Source organism: Streptomyces sp. WG5, from assembly GCF_049974565.1.
GTDB lineage: Bacteria > Actinomycetota > Actinomycetes > Streptomycetales > Streptomycetaceae > Streptomyces.
The window spans coordinates 222,998-242,554 of sequence record NZ_JBNGGC010000005.1 but is presented as its reverse complement, the minus strand read 5'-3'; the positions used below and the strand labels follow the sequence as shown (position 1 = coordinate 242,554).

Below are 19,557 nucleotides of genomic sequence, written 5' to 3'. Positions count from 1 at the left end.
AACTACAAGAGAGCGAACCGGAAGGGCGGACACCATGGCTCCCATCGATGTCTTCAGCTACGACGTGCCGGCCGAGAGCGACTTCGGCTACTCACAGGCGATCAAGTCCGGCGATCTGATCCACGTCTCCGGACAGCTCGCGTTCGATGAGGCGGGCGAGTTCCTCCACGCGGGCGACTTCGCCGCCCAGCTCAAGCAGACCTACGCCAACATGGACAAGATCCTGGACCACTACGGCGCCACCCGGAACCAGGTCGTCTCGCAGACCCTGTACGTGGTGGACCTGCGGCAGAATGCCGCGGCGACGGCGGAGGGCAACCTGGGGTACTTCGGCGATCACCGCCCGGCCAGCACGGTCTTGGGCGTCACGGAACTGACCTTGCCCGGCCAGGTCATCGAAATCAGCTTCGTCGTCGACACGAAACTGCCCGCTTAAGATCTCCCCCTCGCACCTTCCGCGGCTCTCTGAGGGATCCGTTCGTGGAACAGCCACAGTGACGAGCAGTCACAGTGACCCGTTCCACGGACGCCCCCGTAACGCGTCCCCGAACCAGGTCACTGGCTCCCGGCCGGCGCGGCCGGGGGAGTCCCGTGGGCCGGCACTCGCTGTCGGTGGTGCGTGCGATGCTTGTCGCGATGGCCAGGAAGACTGCGAATGACGACCCTCTCGCCCCGGTGACCCTTGCCGTGGGCCAGGAGGACCTCCTGCTCGACCGTGCCGTGCAGGAGGTGGTGGCCGCCGCGAAGGCCGCCGACGCCGACACGGACGTACGCGACCTGCCCCCCGACCAGTTGCAGCCCGGCACGCTCGCCGAGCTCACCAGCCCCTCGCTCTTCGCCGAGCGCAAGGTCGTGGTCGTACGCCATGCGCAGGACCTGTCCGCCGACACGGTCAAGGACGTGAAGGCCTACCTCGGCGCACCCGCCGAGGAGATCACCCTCGTGCTGCTGCACGCGGGCGGCGCGAAGGGCAAGGGCCTGCTGGACGCCGCCCGCAAGGCGGGCGCGCGCGAGGTGGCCTGCCCGAAGATGACGAAGCCCGCCGACCGGCTGGCGTTCGTACGGGCCGAGTTCCGCGCCACCGGGCGGTCGGCGACCCCCGAGGCGTGCCAGGCGCTGGTCGACTCGATCGGCAGCGACCTGCGGGAGCTGGCCTCGGCGGTGTCCCAGCTGACCGCGGACATCGAGGGGACGATCGACGAGGCGGTCGTCGGGCGGTACTACACCGGACGGGCCGAAGCCTCCAGCTTCACGGTCGCCGACCGGGCCGTCGAGGGACGCGCGGCGGAGGCACTGGAGGCGCTGCGCTGGTCGCTGGCGACCGGAGTGGCACCGGTGCTGATCACCAGCGCGCTGGCGCAGGGCGTGCGGGCGATCGGCAAGGTGTCCTCCGCCCGCGGTGGACGCCCCGCCGACCTCGCGCGTGAGCTGGGGATGCCGCCCTGGAAGATCGACCGCGTCCGGCAGCAGATGCGCGGCTGGACACCGGACGGCGTCTCCGTGGCCCTGCGCGCGGTGGCCGAGGCGGACGCCGGGGTGAAGGGCGCCGGGGAGGATCCCGAGTACGCCCTGGAGAAGGCCGTGGTGACCATCGCGCGGGCGGCGCGGTCGCGAGGCCGGGCGTAAGTCACCCTGGCCAGGCCCGGCCAGCCCCGGCCGGGCCCGGCCAACTCGGCCCAGCCCGCCCCACCCCGCCCCACCCCAGCGTCCCGTTCAGCCTCGCCCGCCTCGGGCAGCCGGCCCGCCTTGGCCGGTCCGCTCGCCATGGCTGCCTTGCCCGTGCCGGTCGGCCCGTCGGCTCCGGTCTTCCTGCCCGCCCCGCCTCGTCCCGCCCGCTCCGCCCGCCCCGCCTCGCCCCGCCCGCCCCGTCGGCCCCGCCCGCTTCGGCCCGCCCTGCCCGTCCCGGTGAGCCCCGTCCCCTCGGCCCCGGTGAGCCCCGCCCCCGTCGGCCCCGAGGCCCGGCAGACCGAAGGCCCCGGTGGCCGTCCTGGGGAAGGACGGCCACCGGGGCCTTCGGATCAAGCTCGGCGGATCCATGCCCGCGTGGCGAACGCAGGCCGCGCATGGATCCTTGGGTGCCGGACGGGAGCGGATGAGAGAGGGCCCGCTCTGGGTCCTTCCGGCGATCAGACCAGATAAGGGGTTCAGCCCTTGAGAGCGCCGACCTTCGTCGCCAGCGCCGACTTCTTGTTGGCGGCCTGGTTCTTGTGGATGACGCCCTTGGAGACGGCCTTGTCGAGCTGGCGCGAAGCGACGCGCTGGTACTCGGTGGCCTTCTCGACGTCACCCGCGGCAGCGGCCTCACGGGCCTTGCGGATCGCGGTCTTCAGAGAGGACTTGACGGCCTTGTTGCGCAGCCGGGCCTTCTCGTTGGTCTTGTTCCGCTTGATCTGGGACTTGATGTTCGCCACGAATGAGCCTTTGCAGGTTCAGGCACGGGGCCGCGAGGGTCACGTGCCGATGATTTCTTGAAGGTGCGCCTCGTGCTGAGAGGGCAAGAGACACAGCCACCCACACTACCAGCGGCCCGTCGAGCAGCCCAATCCCGGTCCCGCCCCGGCCTGGATCAGGCCTCCTCCCGACCTCGACCCGTCCCAGACCCATCCCAGCTCCCCACCCGTGGGACGATGGAAGCTACGTATCGATCCGACCCGAGACCGCAGACACTGCGGACGCCTCAAGAATCAGGACCCTGCGTGCCCGCGATCCCCAGCCATGTGCCCGAGCCGAGCCGTACCGACCCGGCGCTGATCCGCAACTTCTGCATCATCGCGCACATCGACCACGGCAAGTCCACGCTCGCCGACCGGATGCTCCAGCTGACCGGTGTGGTGGAGCAGCGGCAGATGCGCGCCCAGTACCTCGACCGCATGGACATCGAGCGCGAGCGCGGCATCACGATCAAGTCCCAGGCGGTGCGATTGCCGTGGGCCCCCACCCACGACAAGAGCAGCACGCACATCCTCAACATGATCGACACGCCGGGGCACGTCGACTTCACCTACGAGGTCTCGCGGTCGCTGGCCGCGTGCGAGGGCACCATCCTCCTCGTCGACGCCGCCCAGGGCATCGAGGCCCAGACCCTCGCCAACCTCTACCTGGCGATGGAGAACGACCTCACGATCATCCCCGTGCTGAACAAGATCGACCTGCCGGCCGCGCAGCCCGAGAAGTTCGCCGAGGAACTCGCCAACCTGATCGGCTGCGACCCCGCCGACGTGCTCAAGGTCTCCGCCAAGACCGGCCTCGGGGTCGAGGCGCTGCTGGACAAGGTCGTCGCGGAGGTCCCGGCCCCGGTCGGCGTCAAGGACGCCCCCGCCCGCGCGATGATCTTCGACTCCGTCTACGACTCCTACCGGGGTGTCGTGACGTACGTCCGTGTCATCGACGGCCAGCTCAACAAGCGCGAGCGGATCCGGATGATGTCCACCGGCGCCACGCACGAGCTGCTGGAGATCGGCACCAACTCGCCGGAGATGCTCTCCGCCGACGGCCTCGGCGTCGGCGAGGTGGGGTATCTGATCACCGGTGTGAAGGACGTCCGCCAGTCCAAGGTCGGTGACACCGTCACCAGCATGCACAAGGGCGCCGAGGAGGCGCTCGGCGGCTACAAGGACCCCAGGCCCATGGTCTTCTCCGGCCTGTATCCGCTGGACGGCTCGGACTACCCCCTGCTGCGCGACGCGCTGGACAAGCTCCTGCTCAACGACGCCGCCCTGGTCTACGAGCCGGAGACCTCCGCGGCCCTCGGCTTCGGCTTCCGCGTCGGCTTCCTGGGCCTGCTGCACCTCGACGTGATCCGCGAGCGGCTGGAGCGCGAGTTCGGCCTCGACCTGATCGCCACCGCGCCCAACGTGGTCTACCGCGTGATCATGGAGGACGGCGTCGAGCACACCGTCACCAACCCGAGCGAGTTCCCCGAGGGGAAGATCAACGAGGTCTACGAGCCGGTCGTGCGCGCCACGATCCTCGCGCCGACCGAGTTCATCGGCGCGATCATGGAGCTGTGCCAGACCCGGCGCGGCACCCTGCTCGGCATGGACTACCTCTCCGAGGACCGGGTGGAGATCCGCTACACGCTCCCGCTCGCCGAGATCGTCTTCGACTTCTTCGACCAGCTGAAGTCGAAGACGCGCGGCTACGCCTCGCTGGACTACGAGCCCACCGGCGAGCAGACGTCCAGCCTGGTCAAGGTCGACATCCTGCTGCACGGCGACAAGGTGGACGCCTTCTCGGCGATCACCCACAAGGACGCGGCGTACGCGTACGGGGTGCGGCTCGTCGCCAAGCTGCGCGAGCTCATCCCGCGCCAGGCCTTCGAGGTGCCCATCCAGGCCGCCATCGGCTCCCGGGTGATCGCCCGCGAGACCATCCGCGCCATCCGCAAGGACGTCCTCGCCAAGTGCTACGGCGGTGACATCTCGCGTAAGCGGAAGCTGCTGGAGAAGCAGAAGGAGGGCAAGAAGCGGATGAAGATGGTGGGTTCCGTGGAGGTCCCGCAGGAGGCCTTCATCGCGGTCCTGTCCAGTGATGACAACGCGGGGTCGGGCAAGGGCAAGAAGTAGCAGCGACCGTCCCGCGGCGCGTCCCGCCCGCCCGGGCGAAACGGACACGAAGGGGCTCGTCGTGCGAAAGCGCGACGGGCCCCTTCGCATGTCACGGGTGGCCTTCGTACGAAGTGACAGGGCGCGGAGACTTACGCACGGGCCGGTCGCCCTTTACGCTGATGCCTGCCCGTTAGTTACTCGCGAGTTAAACAACGCCTGAAGAACCGCCCGAGAGCGAACCAGACACACCTGAACCGGTCACACCTGAACCAGCCGCATCCGAGCCGGCCGTATCGAGCAGGCCGCAGCGTCGCGGGCCCACGGAGGATGTCGTGAGCGACACACAGACACTGATCGAGAACCGTCCGCCCTCCGTGGCGGGACTCTTCCTGGAACGGGTGACGGCCACGCCGGACGCCGAGGCGTACCGCTACCCGGTGCCGTCGGCCTCGGGCGAGGGCCCGGACGACTGGAAGTCGCTGACCTGGGCCCAGGCGGCCGAGCGGGTCTACGCGATCGCGGCCGGGCTGATCGAGCTGGACGTCCGGCCGCAGCAGCGCGTGGCACTCGCCTCCGCCACGCGGCTGGAGTGGATCCTCGCCGACCTCGGCATCATGTGCGCGGGCGCGGCGACGACCACGGTCTACCCGCAGACCAACGCCGACGAGTCCGCGTACATCCTCTCCGACTCCGGGAGCCGGGTGCTCATCGCGGAGGACGCCGCGCAGCTGGCCAAGGCCAAGGAGAAGAAGGCGGAGCTGCCCGACCTCACCCACGTCGTGGTGATCGACGCGACCGGCGCCGACACCTCCGAGGACTGGGTGCTCACCCTGGGCGCGCTGGAGGCCCTCGGCGCGGCCCGTCTGGAGAAGGAACCGGAGCTGATCAAGGAGCGGGTCGGCGCGCTCACCAAGGACCAGCTCGCCACCCTCATCTACACCTCCGGCACCACCGGCCGGCCCAAGGGTGTCCGCCTCCCGCACGACTGCTGGTCCTACATGGCGAAGGCGATCGCCGCGACCGGCCTGGTCACCGGCGACGACGTGCAGTACCTGTGGCTGCCGCTCGCGCACGTCTTCGGCAAGGTGCTGACCTCCGGCCAGATCGAGGCCGGTCACGTCACCGCCGTCGACGGCCGCGTCGACAAGATCATCGAGAACCTGCCGGTCGTCCGGCCGACCTACATGGCGGCCGTGCCGCGCATCTTCGAGAAGGTCTACAACGGCGTCGCCGCCAAGGCACGGGCGGGCGGCGGAGCCAAGTACAAGATCTTCCAGTGGGCCGCCGGCGTCGCCCGTGAGTACGCCAAGGTCACCCAGGACAACTTCAAGCGCACCGGTACCGCGAGCGCTCCCTTCGGCCTGTCCGCCAAGCACGGCATCGCCGACAAGCTCGTCTACGCCAAGATCCGCGAGGCCTTCGGCGGCCGCCTGCGCGCCTGCGTCTCCGGCTCGGCGGCCCTCGCACCCGAGATCGGCTACTTCTTCTCCGGCGCCGGCATCCACATCCTGGAGGGCTACGGCCTCACCGAGTCCTCCGCCGCGTCCTTCGTCAACCCCGGCGAGGCCTACCGCACCGGCACGGTCGGCAAGCCGCTGCCCGGCACCGAGGTGCGCATCGCGGACGACGGCGAGATCCTGCTGCGCGGCCCCGGCATCATGGAGGGCTACCACAAGCTGCCCGAGAAGACCGCCGAGGTCCTGGAGCCGGACGGCTGGTTCCACACCGGGGACATCGGTGAGCTCTCGGCCGACGGCTACCTGCGCATCACCGACCGCAAGAAGGACCTGATCAAGACCTCGGGCGGCAAGTACATCGCGCCCGCCGAGGTCGAGGGCCGGTTCAAGGCGGTCTGCCCCTACGTCTCCAACATCCTGGTGCACGGCGCCGACCGGAACTTCTGCACCGCCCTCATCGCCCTCGACGAGATCGCGATCACGCAGTGGGCGAACGAGAACGGCCTGGAGGACAGGCCGTACGCGGAGATCGTCGCGGCGCCCGCGACCGTGGAGATGATCGACGGCTACGTCAAGCAGCTCAACGAGGGCCTCCAGCGCTGGCAGACCATCAAGAAGTTCCGCCTACTGCCCCGCGACCTCGACGTCGAGCACGGGGAGATCACACCGAGCCTGAAGCTCAAGCGGCCGGTGGTGGAGCGGGAGTACAAGCACCTGATCGAGGAGATGTACGACGGCTCGCGGGAGGCGTGACCGTCACTTCGTGACGAACGAGCGGGGCGGTGCTCCGGGCCCACCCGGCCCGGGAGCCCGCCCGTCGACGTGGTCCCGCCCGTCTCATGACCGGTGGACAGCGGAAGCGGACGGCAGGTCACCGGCGGGGACCGACGACCACTCAACTGTGCGCGCCCACACCGTCGTCGGTGAATGAAGCAGCGCGGGTGCCTGCGAGGAAAGTCATGGCCGTGTGCGTCGACGGCCGCTAGGCTCAATGATCCTCAGGGCACCCAACCGACCAGAGGCGGCCTCGGTGCACGCGGCTACGGCAGAGAGAGCGTACTCACCCGATGAGCGCAGGTGGCGCGGCGCACACGCCGGATCCCGGGCTTGCCGAACTCGCCCGGACTTCACGCAACTTCGGCTTCCTGTACGACCATCTGCCGCTGCTCGTCGCCTACGGCACCGCCGCCGAGGCACACGTCTTCACCGACCCGAACACCTCGCTCATCAAGTCCCGCCAGTTCGGCGAGGCCCTCGCCTCCGACCTCGTCCTGCGGGGCCGTGTCCCGTACTCCGGCGGCAAGCAGGCCGAGCGCCTGGAGGCACTGGACCGCGAGGGTTATCTCCACGGCAACGTGAAGGCGGCGTTCCACGAGGTCCGCATACTCGGGAACAAGGCCAACCACGAGGGCCACGACAGTCCCGACGACGCGTTCCGGGCGCTGCACACCTGCCACCGTCTCGGGGCCTGGTACCACAGGCTGCTCACCGCCTCCCGGGAGCAGAAGGCCTTCGTCCCTCCGGACCCGGCGCGTACTCCGGCTGCCGAGAACAAGGACCTGCGCACTCAGGTCGAGCAGGCACGCCGCGCCCTGGAAGAGGCCCGCCTCACCTACGAGGGCAAGGTCACACAGGCCCAGGCGGAGCAGGCCGCGCGGGTGGCCGCGGAGCGGGAGCTGGCCGCCGCCACCGCCGAGCGCGAGGAACTGGCCCGCCAGGTCGAGGCGATGCGCGACCAGCTCGCCTCACTCCAGCAGGCGCAGTCCGCCGACGACAACCGTCTGCTGCGGGCGCGGGCCACCAGCCCGGCCGCCGCCTCGGAGGCCGTGGCCGAACGCGCCCGGCTGCTGGACAACGCCGAGCAGGCCGCCCGCGAACCCCTCACCGAGGCACAGGTGCGCACGCGCCTGGACGAGATGCTCACCGAGGCCGGCTGGAGCGTCCAGGACGGGGGCGCCGACCTCAACCTCCATGTGCGGGGCGACCGTCGCGGCAATGGCGTGGCGGTCCGCGAGGTGACCACCGCGAAGGGCCGGGCCGACTACGCCCTGTACGTGGAGCACAAGCTCGTCGGGGTGATCGAGGCCAAGCGGGAGGGCGCCGATCTGACCGCCGCACAGGCCCAGGCCGACCGGTACGCGGACCACCCCACCGACGCGCAGCAGCGCCTGATCGCCTGGCGGACACCGCTGCCGTTCCGCTACGTCTCGGACGGCGGCGAAACCCGGTTCCGCAACGCCCTCGACCCGGACTCACGCACCCGGCGCGTCTTCTCGTTCCACCAGCCCCGCACCCTGGCCCGGTGGATGCGTCAGGCCGAGCAGGACCCGCAGGCTCCTTCCTACCGTGCCCGGCTGCGCCACCGGATGCCCGAACTCGACGAACGTCCGCTGCGTCCGGCACAGATCAAGGCGGTGCGCGGCGTCGAGGAGTCCGTCGCGCTCGGCAAGGGTCAGCAGGGCACCGGCCAGTCCCGCTCCCTGGTGCAGATGGCGACCGGCGCGGGCAAGACCTACACGGCGGTCACGTTCGCGTACCGGATGCTCAAGTACGCGCAGGCCGAGCGTGTCCTGTTCCTGGTGGACCGCAACAACCTGGGCACCCAGGCACAGACCGAGTTCGAGAACTTCACCACCCCCGACACCAACCGCACCTTCGCCGACCTGTTCAACGTGCAGCGCCTGGGCGCCGAGGGGATGAACCCCTCCGCGAAGGTCGTCGTCTCCACGGTGCAGCGCCTGTACATGGAGCTGACCGGCGCCGGCGTGCCCACGCAGGCGGGTACGGACGGCGAGGAGGAGTACTCCTACGAGGTGCCCGGTGATATCACCGTCGGCTACGACCGGGACATCCCGCCGGAGTCCTTCGACCTGATCATCGTCGACGAGTGCCACCGTTCCATCTACGGCAAGTGGCGTTCCGTCCTGGAGTACTTCGACGCGCCGGTCGTCGGCCTGACCGCGACCCCCGTCGCACAGACCTTCGGCTATTTCAACGGCAACCTGGTCAGCGAGTACACCTATCCGGAGGCCGTCGCCGACGGCGTCAACGTCGACTTCCAGGTCTACGAGATCCTCACCCGGATAACGGGCGAGGGCGGAGTCATCGCCCAGGGCACCATCCCCGTCCGCGACCGGCGCACCCGCCGGCAGCGCTACGAGGACTTCGACGAGGACGTGACGTACGGCGCCAAGGAGGTGGGCGTCGGCGTCATCAGCAAGGATCAGCTACGCACGGTGATCCGCACCTTCCGCGAGCGCCTGTTCACCGAGATCTACCCCGAGCGGGCCAAGCGCGACGCGGAGACCGGTGAGCTGCTGTGGGACGAGATGTACGTCCCCAAGACCCTCGTCTTCGCCAAGAACGACAACCACGCCGAGGAGATCGTCGAGGTCGTCCGGGACGTCTTCGGCAAGGGCGACGACTTCTGCGCGAAGATCACCCACGCGGCGAAGAAGCCCGCCGAACGCCTCTCCGACTTCCGCAACCTGCCGCAGCTGCGTATCGCGGTCACCGTGGACATGATCGCCACCGGCACGGACGTCAAGCCGCTGGAGTGCCTGCTCTTCCTGCGTGACGTCAACAGCTGGGCCTACTTCGAGCAGATGAAGGGCCGCGGCGCGCGGACCCTGTCGCTGACCGAGTTCGAGCGAGTCACTCCGGGCGTCGGCCCCAAGACGCGTTTCGTGATCGTCGACGCGGTGGGGGTGACCCGCAAGCCGAAGGTGGACGCGGGCCCGCTGGAGCGGCACACGGAGAAGGACCTCAACCTGGAGAGGCTCCTCCGCCTGACCGCCCGGGGTCTCGCGGAGGACGAGCACGTCTCCACCCTGGCCTCGCGCCTGGCCAAGCTCGACCTCCAGATGACCGACGAGGAACGGGCCGAGATCGAGACCCTCAGCGACGGCGTGCCGCTGAAGACCATCGTGCACAACATGGTCGAGGCCGTCACCATCGACGAGCAGGCCAGGACCCGGGAGGCCGCGGAGCAGCTCGGCCTCGACCCGGACAAGGCCGTCAGGTCCTTGGTCGAGCGCGCTCTGCTGCCGCTGGCCTCCAACCCCGCGCTGCGGAGCCGGCTGCTGGAGATGCGCCGCGCGAAGGACATCCTGTACGACGAGACCAGCCGCGACGCCCTCGTGTCCGCCGGCGCGGTCGCGGAGGACGAGTCGACGGCGCACGACACCGTCCGCGACTGGAAGGCGTACGTGGACGAGCACCGCGACGAGATCGCGGCACTCTCCCTCGCCTTCGCCGCCGGGTCGCAGATCCCGCCGCGCGAGGCCCTCAGGCGCCTCAAGGACCTGGCACGTTCCGTGGCCCGCCCGCCGCGCGCCTGGACGGCGGACCGGCTGTGGCGCTCCTACGAGCAGGTGGGCGAGGCCGTGGCGGCGGACCGTTCCGCCGCCCGGACTGCGGCCGACCTGCTCGCCCTGCTGAGGTACGAGCTGGCGGGCGGCGCGGAGAACGGCGCCGAGCGGCCCCGCCCCCACCAGGAGGCGGTCCAGGAGCGGTACGCGGCGTGGCTGGCCCGTCAGGAGCAGGCCGGTGTGACCTTCACCAAGGCCGAGCGCTGGTGGCTGGATCACATCGCCGGTGCGACGGTCGAACGTGTACGCTTCGACACCGCCGACCTCGACTACGCCCCGTTCACCATGCGGAACGGCACGGACGGCTTCCTCGCGGAGTTCGGCGAGACGAGGGCGGAAGACATCCTCGACGAACTGGACAGGGAGCTGGGCGCGTGACGCTGGGGCTGAGTGTGGCTGCGGGGGACGGACCCCAGGGGCCTGACGGCCCCGAGGCACCTGCTGGGGGAACGTCTGGTGAGCTCCCGGCGGGATGGGCGCGGGCGACGCTGGGGGAACTCGGAGTAGAAGCCCAGCCGGGTTTTGCCAGCGGTAAGCACAACCGTGATGGTGACGGCATCGTCCACCTGCGTCCGATGAACATCACGCGCAATGGCGCCATCGACCTGTCCGATGCTCGATACGTCAACGACGATTCGGATCGACGGGTCGAGTACGGCGATGTCCTCTTCAACAACACGAACAGCCCGGCCTTGGTCGGAAAAACCGCATGGGTTGACTCAGTCGAGCCTGTGGCTTATTCGAACCACATGACCCGACTTCGGGGCCCTGAAGGTCTCGACAGTAAATTCCTGGCGATTCAGCTTCACTGGCTTTGGGCCAGCGGATACTTCAAGACCGTTCTGAACAACCATGTGAACCAGGCGAGCGTGGCGAGGAAGGCCTTGCTTGCGACAGAAATCGTGGTGCCGCCTCTGTCGGAACAGCTTCGGATCGTGGCCGAGGTTGAACAGCAGGTGGTGCGTATTGAGGCGGGGGAAAGCTCAGTCCGCATAACAGAAAAGCGGATTGTGGACCTGGTTCAAGCGATCCGAACTGAAGCATTGTGGCCTGCTGACAGTGAATCGATCCCCGACGGCTGGTATTGGGGAACTGTCGATGATGTTCTCGAGGGTATCGAGGCGGGTAGATCGTTTACCTGCCTTCCTCGCCCAGCCGAAAGTGATGAGTGGGGTGTCATCAAGGTCAGCGCTATGACCTGGGGGGAGTTTCGGCCGGAGGAAAACAAGGCGCTTCCCCCTGAAAGGGATCCGAACCCTGATTACGAGGTCCAGAGCGGCGATATTTTGGTGAGTCGGGCAAACACTGTTGACTACGTCGGCGCTCCCGTGCTGGTCGGTCCTACGCGCGGGAAACTCCTTCTTAGCGATAAGAGCCTGCGTCTCGTCCCGAAGTCGAGCGTTGACCCGAACTGGCTCATCCATGTCCTCTCTTCTCCGCCGGTCAGGGCTTATTATTCCGAATCTGCCACCGGGACAAGTGATTCGATGCGAAACATTTCGCAGAAAGTCGTCCGGAGTGCCAGGATTCCAATTCCGCAGAGTAATACTGTCCGCAAAGAGATTACTCAAGAAATAAACGATCGCATTGCGTTGGTCGAAGAGTTTCGAGCGCTCCTTGTGGAACACGAAGAAAGATCCAGTAACCTCCGCGCCTCTCTCCTCAAAGCCGCCTTCACCGGCGCTCTCGTCCCCCAGGGCCCCGACGACGAACCGGCATCGGCACTGCTCGACCGGATCCGTGCCGAGCAGCAGGCCAAGTCGCCCCGTAAGCGCGCTGCCCGTAAGCCCCGCCCCGCACCGCCCGGTCAGGAAGAACTGCCCTCATGAGCACCACCCCCGCCCTAGTGAACAGCGCCATCGTTCCCCCGGCCCCCCGCCGGTCCGCCGGGGAGACGACCTCGACGCTCGTCAACCGTCTCTGGTCGTACTGCGAGCTGCTGCGCCACTCGGGCGTCTCGACCCTCGACTACGTCGAGCAGCTGACCTACCTCCTCTTCCTGAAGATGGCGGACGAGCGGGCCAACCGCCCCGCGAGGTTCCGCAAGAACGAGCCGGAGGAGCCGCTCGTCCCGGAGGGGCTGGACTGGGCGAGCCTCACCAGCCGGTCGTCCGAGGACCTCCTGGAGCACTACGAGCACATCCTGCGGGAGCTGGGCCGCAAGGGCGGCACCATGCTCGGCGAGGTCTTCACCAAGGCACAGAACAAGATCCACGAGCCTGCCGTTCTGGACCGGCTCGTCAAGGACCTGATCGACCCCTACACCTGGACCCGGGAGAAGCAGGACCTCAAGGGCGACGCCTACGAGGGGCTTCTCCAGCGTGGCGCCGAGGACCGCAAGACCGGCGCGGGCCAGTACTTCACCCCCAGGCCCCTCATCGACGCCATGGTCGACTGTGTGCAGCCCAGGCCCGGTGAGACGATCACCGATCCCGCCTGCGGTACTGGCGGCTTCCTGATCGCCGCGCACGCCCACATCGCCGAGCGTTACGAGGATCAGCTCTACGGCGACCAGGCCCGCAAGCTCCAGACGGGCGCCATCACCGGTTACGAGCTGGTGCGGGAGACCGCCCGGCTCGCGCTGATGAACATGCTCCTGCACGGGATCGGCACCTCCGAGGGTCGTCCTCTGGTCACCGTCCAGGACTCCCTCGCCAAGTCGCCGCACAAGTTCTATGACATCGTGCTCGCCAACCCGCCCTTCGGCGTGGGCTCGGTCACCGGTGAGGCGTACACCGCCCGCAAGGACTTCTGGACCCAGACCACCAACAAGCAGCTCAACTTCGTCCAGCACATCTACACCCTGCTGAAGACCAACGGCCGGGCCGCGCTCGTCCTGCCAGACAACGTCCTGTTCGAGGGCGGCGCCGGTGCGGAGATCCGCCGCCGCCTGCTGGACCTCACCAACGTGCACACACTGCTGCGGCTGCCCACCGGCATCTTCTACGCCAACGGCGTCAAGGCGAACGTCCTGTTCTTCGACAAGGTCCCGCCCCACCCAGGCGGCAAGCCCGCCACCAAGCAGCTCTGGGTCTACGACTTCCGCACCGACCAGCGCTTCACCCTCAAGCAGCGTGCCCTGCGCCGAGAGCACCTGGATGACTTCGTCGCCGCCTTCCACTCCGGGGGAACGGACTACTCGGCCCGTAAACCCAGTGAGCGCTTCCAGTCGTATGAGTACGATGAGTTGATCGCACGCGACAAGGTCAACCTCGACCTGACGGTGCTTCAGTCCGCCTCCGCATCCTCCGCCCCGCTCGCGCCCCCGGACGTGATCGCTCAGGAGATCGTGGACGAACTGGAAAGCGCCCTGGCCGAGTTCACCGCCGTCGCCGAGGCACTGAAGAAGGCCGTCGGCACCACCGCCGGCGCCGGAGCAGAGCCGGCCGCGGAGGACCGTGCGGACAGCACCACCACTGGCACCACCGAAGAGACAGACCAGGAGCGGTAGCCCGGCTCTCAGTCCTTTGGCCGCCCGGCCCAGAGGTCCCGTCGGCGGCCACTCAGGGAAACGGGACGGAACGACGTGTGGGCCCGTGCGCGCGTACGGGCCCACACGCCGTTCCGGGGACTGACACAGGGACTGGGTGAAGCATGGTCTACGGGTTCGGCCGAAGCGACGGCACGGCGGCAGCGGCAGCGGGCGGTGCACCGGAGAGGTCCTGGGCGGGCGAGGAGATCGCGGCACGCCTCTGGCGGTTCTACAACGAGAAGACCAGCACCCGTGCCATCACGCGACTCCAGTTCGTGGAGCACTTCGGCTACCTCCTCTTCCTCAAGCTGGACCACGAGCGCTCACAGCGCCCCGGTCGTTTCGCCCGGAAGCCGGTGGTGCCCGAGGGCACCTGGCCGAAGCTGACCGACCTCAGCGGTGACGCCCTGCACGGCAGGCTCGCCGACCTCATGCGGGATCTCGGCGACCAGGCCCCCAGCCGTCCCGACCGGCGGATCGCCGGTATGGTCTTCCGCGACGCGCAGCCCTGGGACCTCAGCCGCATGGCCGAGCTCGCCAAGCTGATCACCGAGCAGATCGATCCCCATCAGTGGACCCTCGTACCCCAGACCGAACTCGGGCGCGCCTTCACGATCATGCTGCGTGACTGCCGTGAGGACATCGACCGGAAGATCGACACCGGGCAGACCCTGACGCCGTTCCCTGTACTGAGCGCTGTCGTCAAGGTGCTCGGCGTGCGGCCCGACGACATCGTCATCGACCCGGCGTGCGGCACCGGTTCGACGCTCATCGCGGCCTACCAGGCGATGCAGTCCACGGATCCGGCCGCCATCGCGGGCGCCGACCTGGACGCCCAGATGTGCCGACTCGCCACCATGAACATCCTGCTCAACACGGGCCGGCCGTTCTCCGACCCCGCCCCGGTGAAGCTCGCGGACACCCTCACGCGCAAGGTCCCGGTCGTGCGTGAGGATTCCGGAGCACTCCCCACCGTGGCCATCTGCAACCCGCCCTTCAGGAGCGACGGTGTGGTGCCCAACGCCACCATGCGGGATGACTTCCTGGCCTACGGTGACTTCCCCACCAACTTCCTCCAGCACCTGATGGTCACCTTGAAGCCGGGTGCCCGGGCTGCCGTATTCGTCCCCGACGGAGTGCTGTTCGGCGCAGGCGCGGCAGCCACCGTGCGGCGCGCGCTGCTGAAGAACTGCGACGTGCACACACTGCTGCGGCTGCCCACGGGCATGTTCCACCGCAAGGGCGTGAAGTCGAACATCCTCTTCTTCACGAAGTCCACCCCCAAGCCGGACAACCGGTCCGTCACGCGGAACCTGTGGGTCTACGACGCCCGCACGGGCAACCACCGTACGGACACCGGAAACCCCGTCACCGAGGCGGACTTCGACGACTTCGTCACCGCGTGTCTGGCGGGCGGAGACATCTCCGAGCGCACCGAGTCGGACCGCTTCCGCCGCTACCCGGTGGACGACCTGCTGGCCCATCCGAACGCGACCTTCGACCTGAAGGCCAACCTCGCGGCGGATATGGAGGACTTGGGCTCCCCGAAGGAGATCGCCTCAGAGATCGCGGACCTGCTCGACACCGCGGCCACGCACTTCCGTGAGGTCGCGGAGGCTCTGCCGTAGTTCCGTCCGGAGCGGGGAGACGCCTTCGACAGCGCCTCCCCGCGCGCCGTGACCGAGCGGTCGGCTCAGTCCGCCGCCGCGAAGGCCACGAACGCCGCCCAGCGGTCCGCGTTCACGGCGAGGTGCGGCCGGTGCACGTCCTTGGAGTCGCGGACATGGACCGTGGCGGTGCCGACCGCGATCTCCACGCAGGCGCCGCCCTCGTTACCGCTGTAACTGCTCTTGTACCAGGTGAGTCCTGGGTCCTCGGCGCTCATCGTTGTGTCTGCATCCTCTCAATCAGCGCCAGGGACTCTTGGGGAGTGAGTGCCTGGGCTCTGATGCTGCCGTAGCGTGCGGCCAGGATACGGACCTCCTCGACGTCTGTGGTCAGTCGCGTAATGTTCTGGATTTCGGCATACCCCACCTGCGGCTTTCCCTTGGGCGTCAGCAAAATGAATGAGCCACCCATGCCGGCGTGTTCGTCCCGTTCCATCGGCATGATCTGCAACTCCACGCTTCGCAACCGACCGAGATCGAGGAGACGGTCCAGCTGTTCCTTGTGTACCTCCCAACCACCGATCGGGCGGCGCAGCACGGACTCCTCGATGACGGCGGTCACCATGGGGGGCGGCCACTTGGTCAGGATGTCCTGGCGTGCGAGACGCGAGGCAACTCGCTGCTCGATCGTCTCTTCGTCCAACAGCGGCTTGCGCATCCCGTAGAGCGCTCGTGCTCGGCGTTCCGTCTGGAACAGGCCGGGAATGTCGTGGCTGCTGTAGTCGTTGACCTCGACCGCCTCCGCCTCCAGCCGCGCGTAGTCCCGGAACCACGCGGGGTGCCGGACGCGTGCGCGGGCCTTGGCCCGTGCCACATCCTCTTTCGTCGCCTTCAGCAGTCCTCCGGCGCTGAGCAGGTCGTCCGCCGCGTCGAGGAACTCCGGCTGCGGTGTCCTGCGGCCCCGCTCCACGGACGAGACGAGGTCCTCGCCGTACCCCAGCCGGTCACCCAGCTCCTTCTGGGTCAGACCGGCCCGTTCCCGAAGCAGCTTGACCTGCCTGCCCACGGCCCGGTTCAGGTCGAGGAGGCCATCCGTGTCCTCCGGGGGCTCGGGTCGGCCTCCGGTGTCGCTGCGACGGGGTTCCGATGCCATCACTCATCCCCCAACCCACCTGGCCACCGGCCGGTTACTCCCGTCAGTACGGACACGCAACCGTCTACGGCGGTACAGGCGCGTGCCGTACCGATGGCTCCTCTGGTCAGGGTACGACCATCCCGGCACGCTCTGTCACATGAAGTACGAAATCCGTGACCAGCTCCTCGTCTCCCACCGGTCCCCCTCACCCGCACCCTTCAGGCAACGGTTCAGCTCCACGCGGCGTGGGGCGCACCTCGCGCGCCTGCTCGCGGTCCAGCAGCTGGTGGACTGGGGGTGGGCCAGAGGCGGTGAACGTCTGGAGGCCGCCGAGCTGGTGGTGGGTGAACTCGCCGCGAACGCGGTCACGCACGGTCGGGTGCCGGGGCGGGACTTCCTGCTCACCATGACCGTCGGCGCCTTCTCGGAGAGCTGTTCCGGTGTCCTGCGGGTCGAGGTCGCGGACTGCAGGGGAGAGCGGCTGCCCGACCCCGTGGCGGCACCCTCCCCGGACGGAGAGCACGGACGGGGACTGCTTCTCGTGAGTGCGCTCGCCTCCCGGTGGGGTTTCACGCCCCGGTTCCCCTCGGGCAAGACCGTCTGGGCCGAGCTGCCGGGCCCGCCGGGAACAGGCGACGGGTGAGCGTCACCGCCCCCGGCCCGGTCCGTGCGTCCCGGCCCGGAGGCCTACGACAGGTGGTCGTCCCCCTCTGGTCCCTCCCCGGCCGCGATCCGCTGCCAGAGCCGCTCGGCGATCTCCACCAGCGTTCCCTCTCCCGGAACCCGCCACTGCTTGGGGCCCTGTACCGCGCTCCACTGCTCCTTCCAGTCGGCCTCGTTCCACATCTGGGAGACCAGCCCGGTCGGCGAGTAGCGCTTGCCGTCGGCCTCCCAGAGGAGCGGAGTCTTGCGGTCGTTGACCCAACTGGCGCGACGACGCCGGGGGTCGGCGTTGAGCCAGGCGCCGATGGCGAGCTCCTCCGCGGCGCTGGGGGCGTATTCCAGGCGCGTGCCCTCCTCGATCGCGTCGTGGTCGATCAGCAGGCGCACGGTCTGAGGCCTGCGCTGCCGCGTCCGCCCGGAGATCTTCATGAGCGCCGCCAGGTTCATGGGGGAGTCCGGCCCGGCGCCGCGTTCGAGCGTGCCGAGTACCGCCGAGACCAGGCGGGTGCACCGCTCCTCGTTCGCGAACGTACTCGTGACGAAGCTCTTGGGGGTGAAGAGGGCGTCGACCATGCTGATGAGACAGGCCAGTACGGCGCCGATCTCCTTCGGGACTTCCGCGAGTACGCCCTCCCAGTCGCCGTCGGACTCGTCGAACCGTTCCCGCCCGATGCGCTGGAAGACCAGGTGGGCGACGAGGAGGGCTCCGCTGTCCGCGACCGCGGCGGGGCGGCCGGTGAGCTTCGCCCGGGTCTTCGTCAGTTCGTCACGTACCAGCCGCAGCACCTGGACCGCGCGCCAGATCTGCTGAGCACTCGGCTGCTGCCCGAAGAGTCGGGTGTAGGCACCGCTCGGCCCTTCGCTCCACAGCGCGTTGGTCGAGCCCTTGACCCGGACGGCGAGCGAGGAGTCCCGGTGCATGCAGGCCAGAGCGGTGGCCGCCTCCGTGACCGAGCAGCCCGACTCGGGCGCGGGATCCAGCTCGCCCCGGCGGAAGACGTACTCCTTGTCGAGGGAGATGCGGAAGTCCTTCTGGATCTCGCTCTGAACGGGATCGATGGCGATGAAGTCGCGGCGCTCCATGTGGTTCTGGGTGTTGGTCGCCTTGGTGATGGAACGGCCGAAGCCCTCCGGCGTCCCCTCCAAGGAGATGACGCGCACCATCACGTAGGCGTCCCCGGTGGCGTCCGGGTCCTTCTCGTACGCCCGGAACGCGGAAGTCACCGTCTGCGCACCGTTGACGACGCTCGCATTGGTCAGCGTGAGGATGGTCGGCTGTCCCACCGCCCGTTTGAAGGGGTACTCCTGGATGATCTCGTCGCACTGCACCGTGATGCCGTTGTGGCGGTACAGGAAGCCCTCGGGGTCCTCCAGTATCGAGTCGACCATGGTCTGGTTGACTCCGGTCAGTCCGAGCGAGCGGCGGACGTTCCGGTCGTAGAGGCGCTCGCCGTGCCCCTCGCTTTCATCATCGCCCCCGTACCAGCGCGCCAGTTGATCCGCACTGACCTCGCCGATCACTGCCTTGAACGGGGTCTCGCGTGCGTACCACTCCCGGTTCATGGTCGCCTTGAGGTTGATCGGCTGCGGTTCCAGATCCTCCCGGACGGCCCGGTGGAAGTCGGACTGGTTCACCACCCGGTAGGCGACGGTCCGTCCGTGTCCGCCGAACTCGCGGGCTGCCTCGTCCAGGATGCCGCGGGTCTCGGGGGAGAGGCGGCCGTCGCCCATGAGGGCGATCACCAGACTGACCTTGCAGGTGGGAAGCTGAAGGACACCGTGGATGCGGTCGGAGAGGAGTTGCAGGCGCTCGTTGAAATGGTCGAGGTCACGGTTGTCGAGCTTCTTCAATCCGTGTACCAGCTTGAGCGCGGCCTCCGTGTCGAAGCCGGCCGTTCCCTTGTCCTTCCACTTCGCCTGGATCAGGTAGATCTCGGATCCCGACGCGGAGAACGCCACACAGTCGATGCCGAAGTCGTCACGTCCGTCGATGACCCCGGCCGCCGCCTCGTCCGAGGTGCAGTCCGTGAGGATGCGGGCCGCCTTCGCCGAGATCGCCCTCGACAGCAGAGCCGTCTCACGCTCCTTGGGGTCCTTCTTCACGAAGTCGTCCATGGAGATGAGCTCCCCGAACTCCTTCAGCAGCGCCTTCCGGATGTGCTGAACCTCCAGCGGCATGTTCTGCCCGCTCTGCGCCATACGCCCTCCACCATCCGGTCTCGACCAACCTTTTACTCTAACCACGCCAAACGAGCTAGTTCAGGCCAATTGGCTGGTTCTCTATCCGTGTTGGTGTCGATCTGACG

General features: G+C 68.4%; 13 protein-coding genes. 9 read left to right on the top strand and 4 right to left on the bottom strand.

Annotation, left to right across the window (positions count from 1 at the left end; translation table 11 throughout):
- Window positions 1-34: 34 nt before the first annotated feature.
- Entirely contained in the window at window positions 35-436 is a 402-nt protein-coding gene (locus ACP4IX_RS07600) for a RidA family protein (protein ID WP_426519796.1), read from the top strand.
- A 200-nt stretch (window positions 437-636) separates the two neighbouring features.
- A complete protein-coding gene (gene holA / locus ACP4IX_RS07595; RefSeq protein WP_426519794.1) occupies window positions 637-1,626 on the top strand; it encodes a DNA polymerase III subunit delta in 990 nt (329 codons plus the stop codon).
- 518 nt (window positions 1,627-2,144) lie between these two features.
- Here holA and rpsT read toward each other — a convergent pair.
- The gene (gene rpsT / locus ACP4IX_RS07590) at window positions 2,145-2,411 is read right to left on the bottom strand and encodes a 30S ribosomal protein S20 (protein WP_055416861.1); all 267 of its coding nucleotides are present in this window, start codon (window positions 2,409-2,411) and stop codon (window positions 2,145-2,147) included.
- Between the two features lie 285 nt (window positions 2,412-2,696).
- Here rpsT and lepA point away from each other — a divergent pair, with 285 nt between their 5' ends.
- The 6 genes from lepA to ACP4IX_RS07560 all read left to right on the top strand — a co-directional run bounded on the left by lepA (window position 2,697) and on the right by ACP4IX_RS07560 (window position 15,474).
- Entirely contained in the window at window positions 2,697-4,565 is a 1,869-nt protein-coding gene (gene lepA, locus ACP4IX_RS07585) for a translation elongation factor 4 (RefSeq protein WP_426519791.1), read from the top strand.
- Between the two features lie 314 nt (window positions 4,566-4,879).
- Complete coding sequence (locus ACP4IX_RS07580; protein ID WP_426519789.1) at window positions 4,880-6,757, top strand: AMP-dependent synthetase/ligase; 1,878 nt, start codon at window positions 4,880-4,882, stop codon at window positions 6,755-6,757.
- A 314-nt stretch (window positions 6,758-7,071) separates the two neighbouring features.
- Window positions 7,072-10,752, top strand: a complete 3,681-nt coding sequence (locus ACP4IX_RS07575) for a DEAD/DEAH box helicase family protein (protein ID WP_426555060.1) — start codon at window positions 7,072-7,074, stop codon at window positions 10,750-10,752.
- Window positions 10,749-12,203, top strand: coding sequence for a restriction endonuclease subunit S (locus tag ACP4IX_RS07570; RefSeq protein ID WP_426555059.1), 1,455 nt, complete (start codon window positions 10,749-10,751; stop codon window positions 12,201-12,203). Before ACP4IX_RS07575 ends, ACP4IX_RS07570 begins: the two co-directional genes overlap by 4 nt.
- On the top strand, window positions 12,200-13,825 hold the full coding sequence (locus ACP4IX_RS07565; RefSeq protein ID WP_426555058.1) for a type I restriction-modification system subunit M: 1,626 nt from the start codon (window positions 12,200-12,202) through the stop codon (window positions 13,823-13,825). Before ACP4IX_RS07570 ends, ACP4IX_RS07565 begins: the two co-directional genes overlap by 4 nt.
- A 143-nt stretch (window positions 13,826-13,968) precedes the next feature.
- Complete coding sequence (locus ACP4IX_RS07560) at window positions 13,969-15,474, top strand: HsdM family class I SAM-dependent methyltransferase (protein ID WP_426555057.1); 1,506 nt, start codon at window positions 13,969-13,971, stop codon at window positions 15,472-15,474.
- A 65-nt stretch (window positions 15,475-15,539) separates the two neighbouring features.
- On the opposite strand, the gene ACP4IX_RS07555 is transcribed toward ACP4IX_RS07560, so the two are convergent.
- Together ACP4IX_RS07555 and ACP4IX_RS07550 are read right to left on the bottom strand one after the other, a co-directional pair.
- Window positions 15,540-15,731, bottom strand: a complete 192-nt coding sequence (locus ACP4IX_RS07555) for a DUF397 domain-containing protein (RefSeq protein WP_426555056.1) — start codon at window positions 15,729-15,731, stop codon at window positions 15,540-15,542.
- Window positions 15,728-16,606, bottom strand: coding sequence for a helix-turn-helix domain-containing protein (locus ACP4IX_RS07550; RefSeq protein WP_426555055.1), 879 nt, complete (start codon window positions 16,604-16,606; stop codon window positions 15,728-15,730). The genes ACP4IX_RS07555 and ACP4IX_RS07550 overlap by 4 nt, the downstream gene beginning before the upstream one ends.
- Window positions 16,607-16,745: 139 nt before the next feature.
- Here ACP4IX_RS07550 and ACP4IX_RS07545 point away from each other — a divergent pair, with 139 nt between their 5' ends.
- Window positions 16,746-17,231 carry an ATP-binding protein gene (locus ACP4IX_RS07545; RefSeq protein WP_426555054.1) on the top strand — a complete coding sequence of 162 codons (486 nt, stop codon included), beginning with the start codon at window positions 16,746-16,748 and terminating at the stop codon, window positions 17,229-17,231.
- Window positions 17,232-17,275: 44 nt separating this feature from the next.
- Here ACP4IX_RS07545 and ACP4IX_RS07540 read toward each other — a convergent pair whose 3' ends face one another.
- Window positions 17,276-19,450, bottom strand: a complete 2,175-nt coding sequence (locus ACP4IX_RS07540; RefSeq protein ID WP_426555053.1) for an AIPR family protein — start codon at window positions 19,448-19,450, stop codon at window positions 17,276-17,278.
- Between the last annotated feature and the right edge of the window lie 107 nt (window positions 19,451-19,557).

What these genes read in the sequence shown, in the direction of transcription:
- ACP4IX_RS07575 (WP_426555060.1), top strand. Translation starts at nt 7,072, where the DNA reads ATGAGCGCAGGTGGCGCGGCGCACACGCCGGATCCCGGGCTTGCCGAA.
- ACP4IX_RS07550 (WP_426555055.1), bottom strand. Translation starts at nt 16,606, where the DNA reads ATGGCATCGGAACCCCGTCGCAGCGACACCGGAGGCCGACCCGAGCCC.
- holA (WP_426519794.1), top strand. Translation starts at nt 637, where the DNA reads ATGGCCAGGAAGACTGCGAATGACGACCCTCTCGCCCCGGTGACCCTT.
- ACP4IX_RS07555 (WP_426555056.1), bottom strand. Translation starts at nt 15,731, where the DNA reads ATGAGCGCCGAGGACCCAGGACTCACCTGGTACAAGAGCAGTTACAGC.
- ACP4IX_RS07540 (WP_426555053.1), bottom strand. Translation starts at nt 19,450, where the DNA reads ATGGCGCAGAGCGGGCAGAACATGCCGCTGGAGGTTCAGCACATCCGG.
- ACP4IX_RS07545 (WP_426555054.1), top strand. Translation starts at nt 16,746, where the DNA reads ATGAAGTACGAAATCCGTGACCAGCTCCTCGTCTCCCACCGGTCCCCC.
- ACP4IX_RS07600 (WP_426519796.1), top strand. Translation starts at nt 35, where the DNA reads ATGGCTCCCATCGATGTCTTCAGCTACGACGTGCCGGCCGAGAGCGAC.
- ACP4IX_RS07560 (WP_426555057.1), top strand. Translation starts at nt 13,969, where the DNA reads ATGGTCTACGGGTTCGGCCGAAGCGACGGCACGGCGGCAGCGGCAGCG.
- ACP4IX_RS07565 (WP_426555058.1), top strand. Translation starts at nt 12,200, where the DNA reads ATGAGCACCACCCCCGCCCTAGTGAACAGCGCCATCGTTCCCCCGGCC.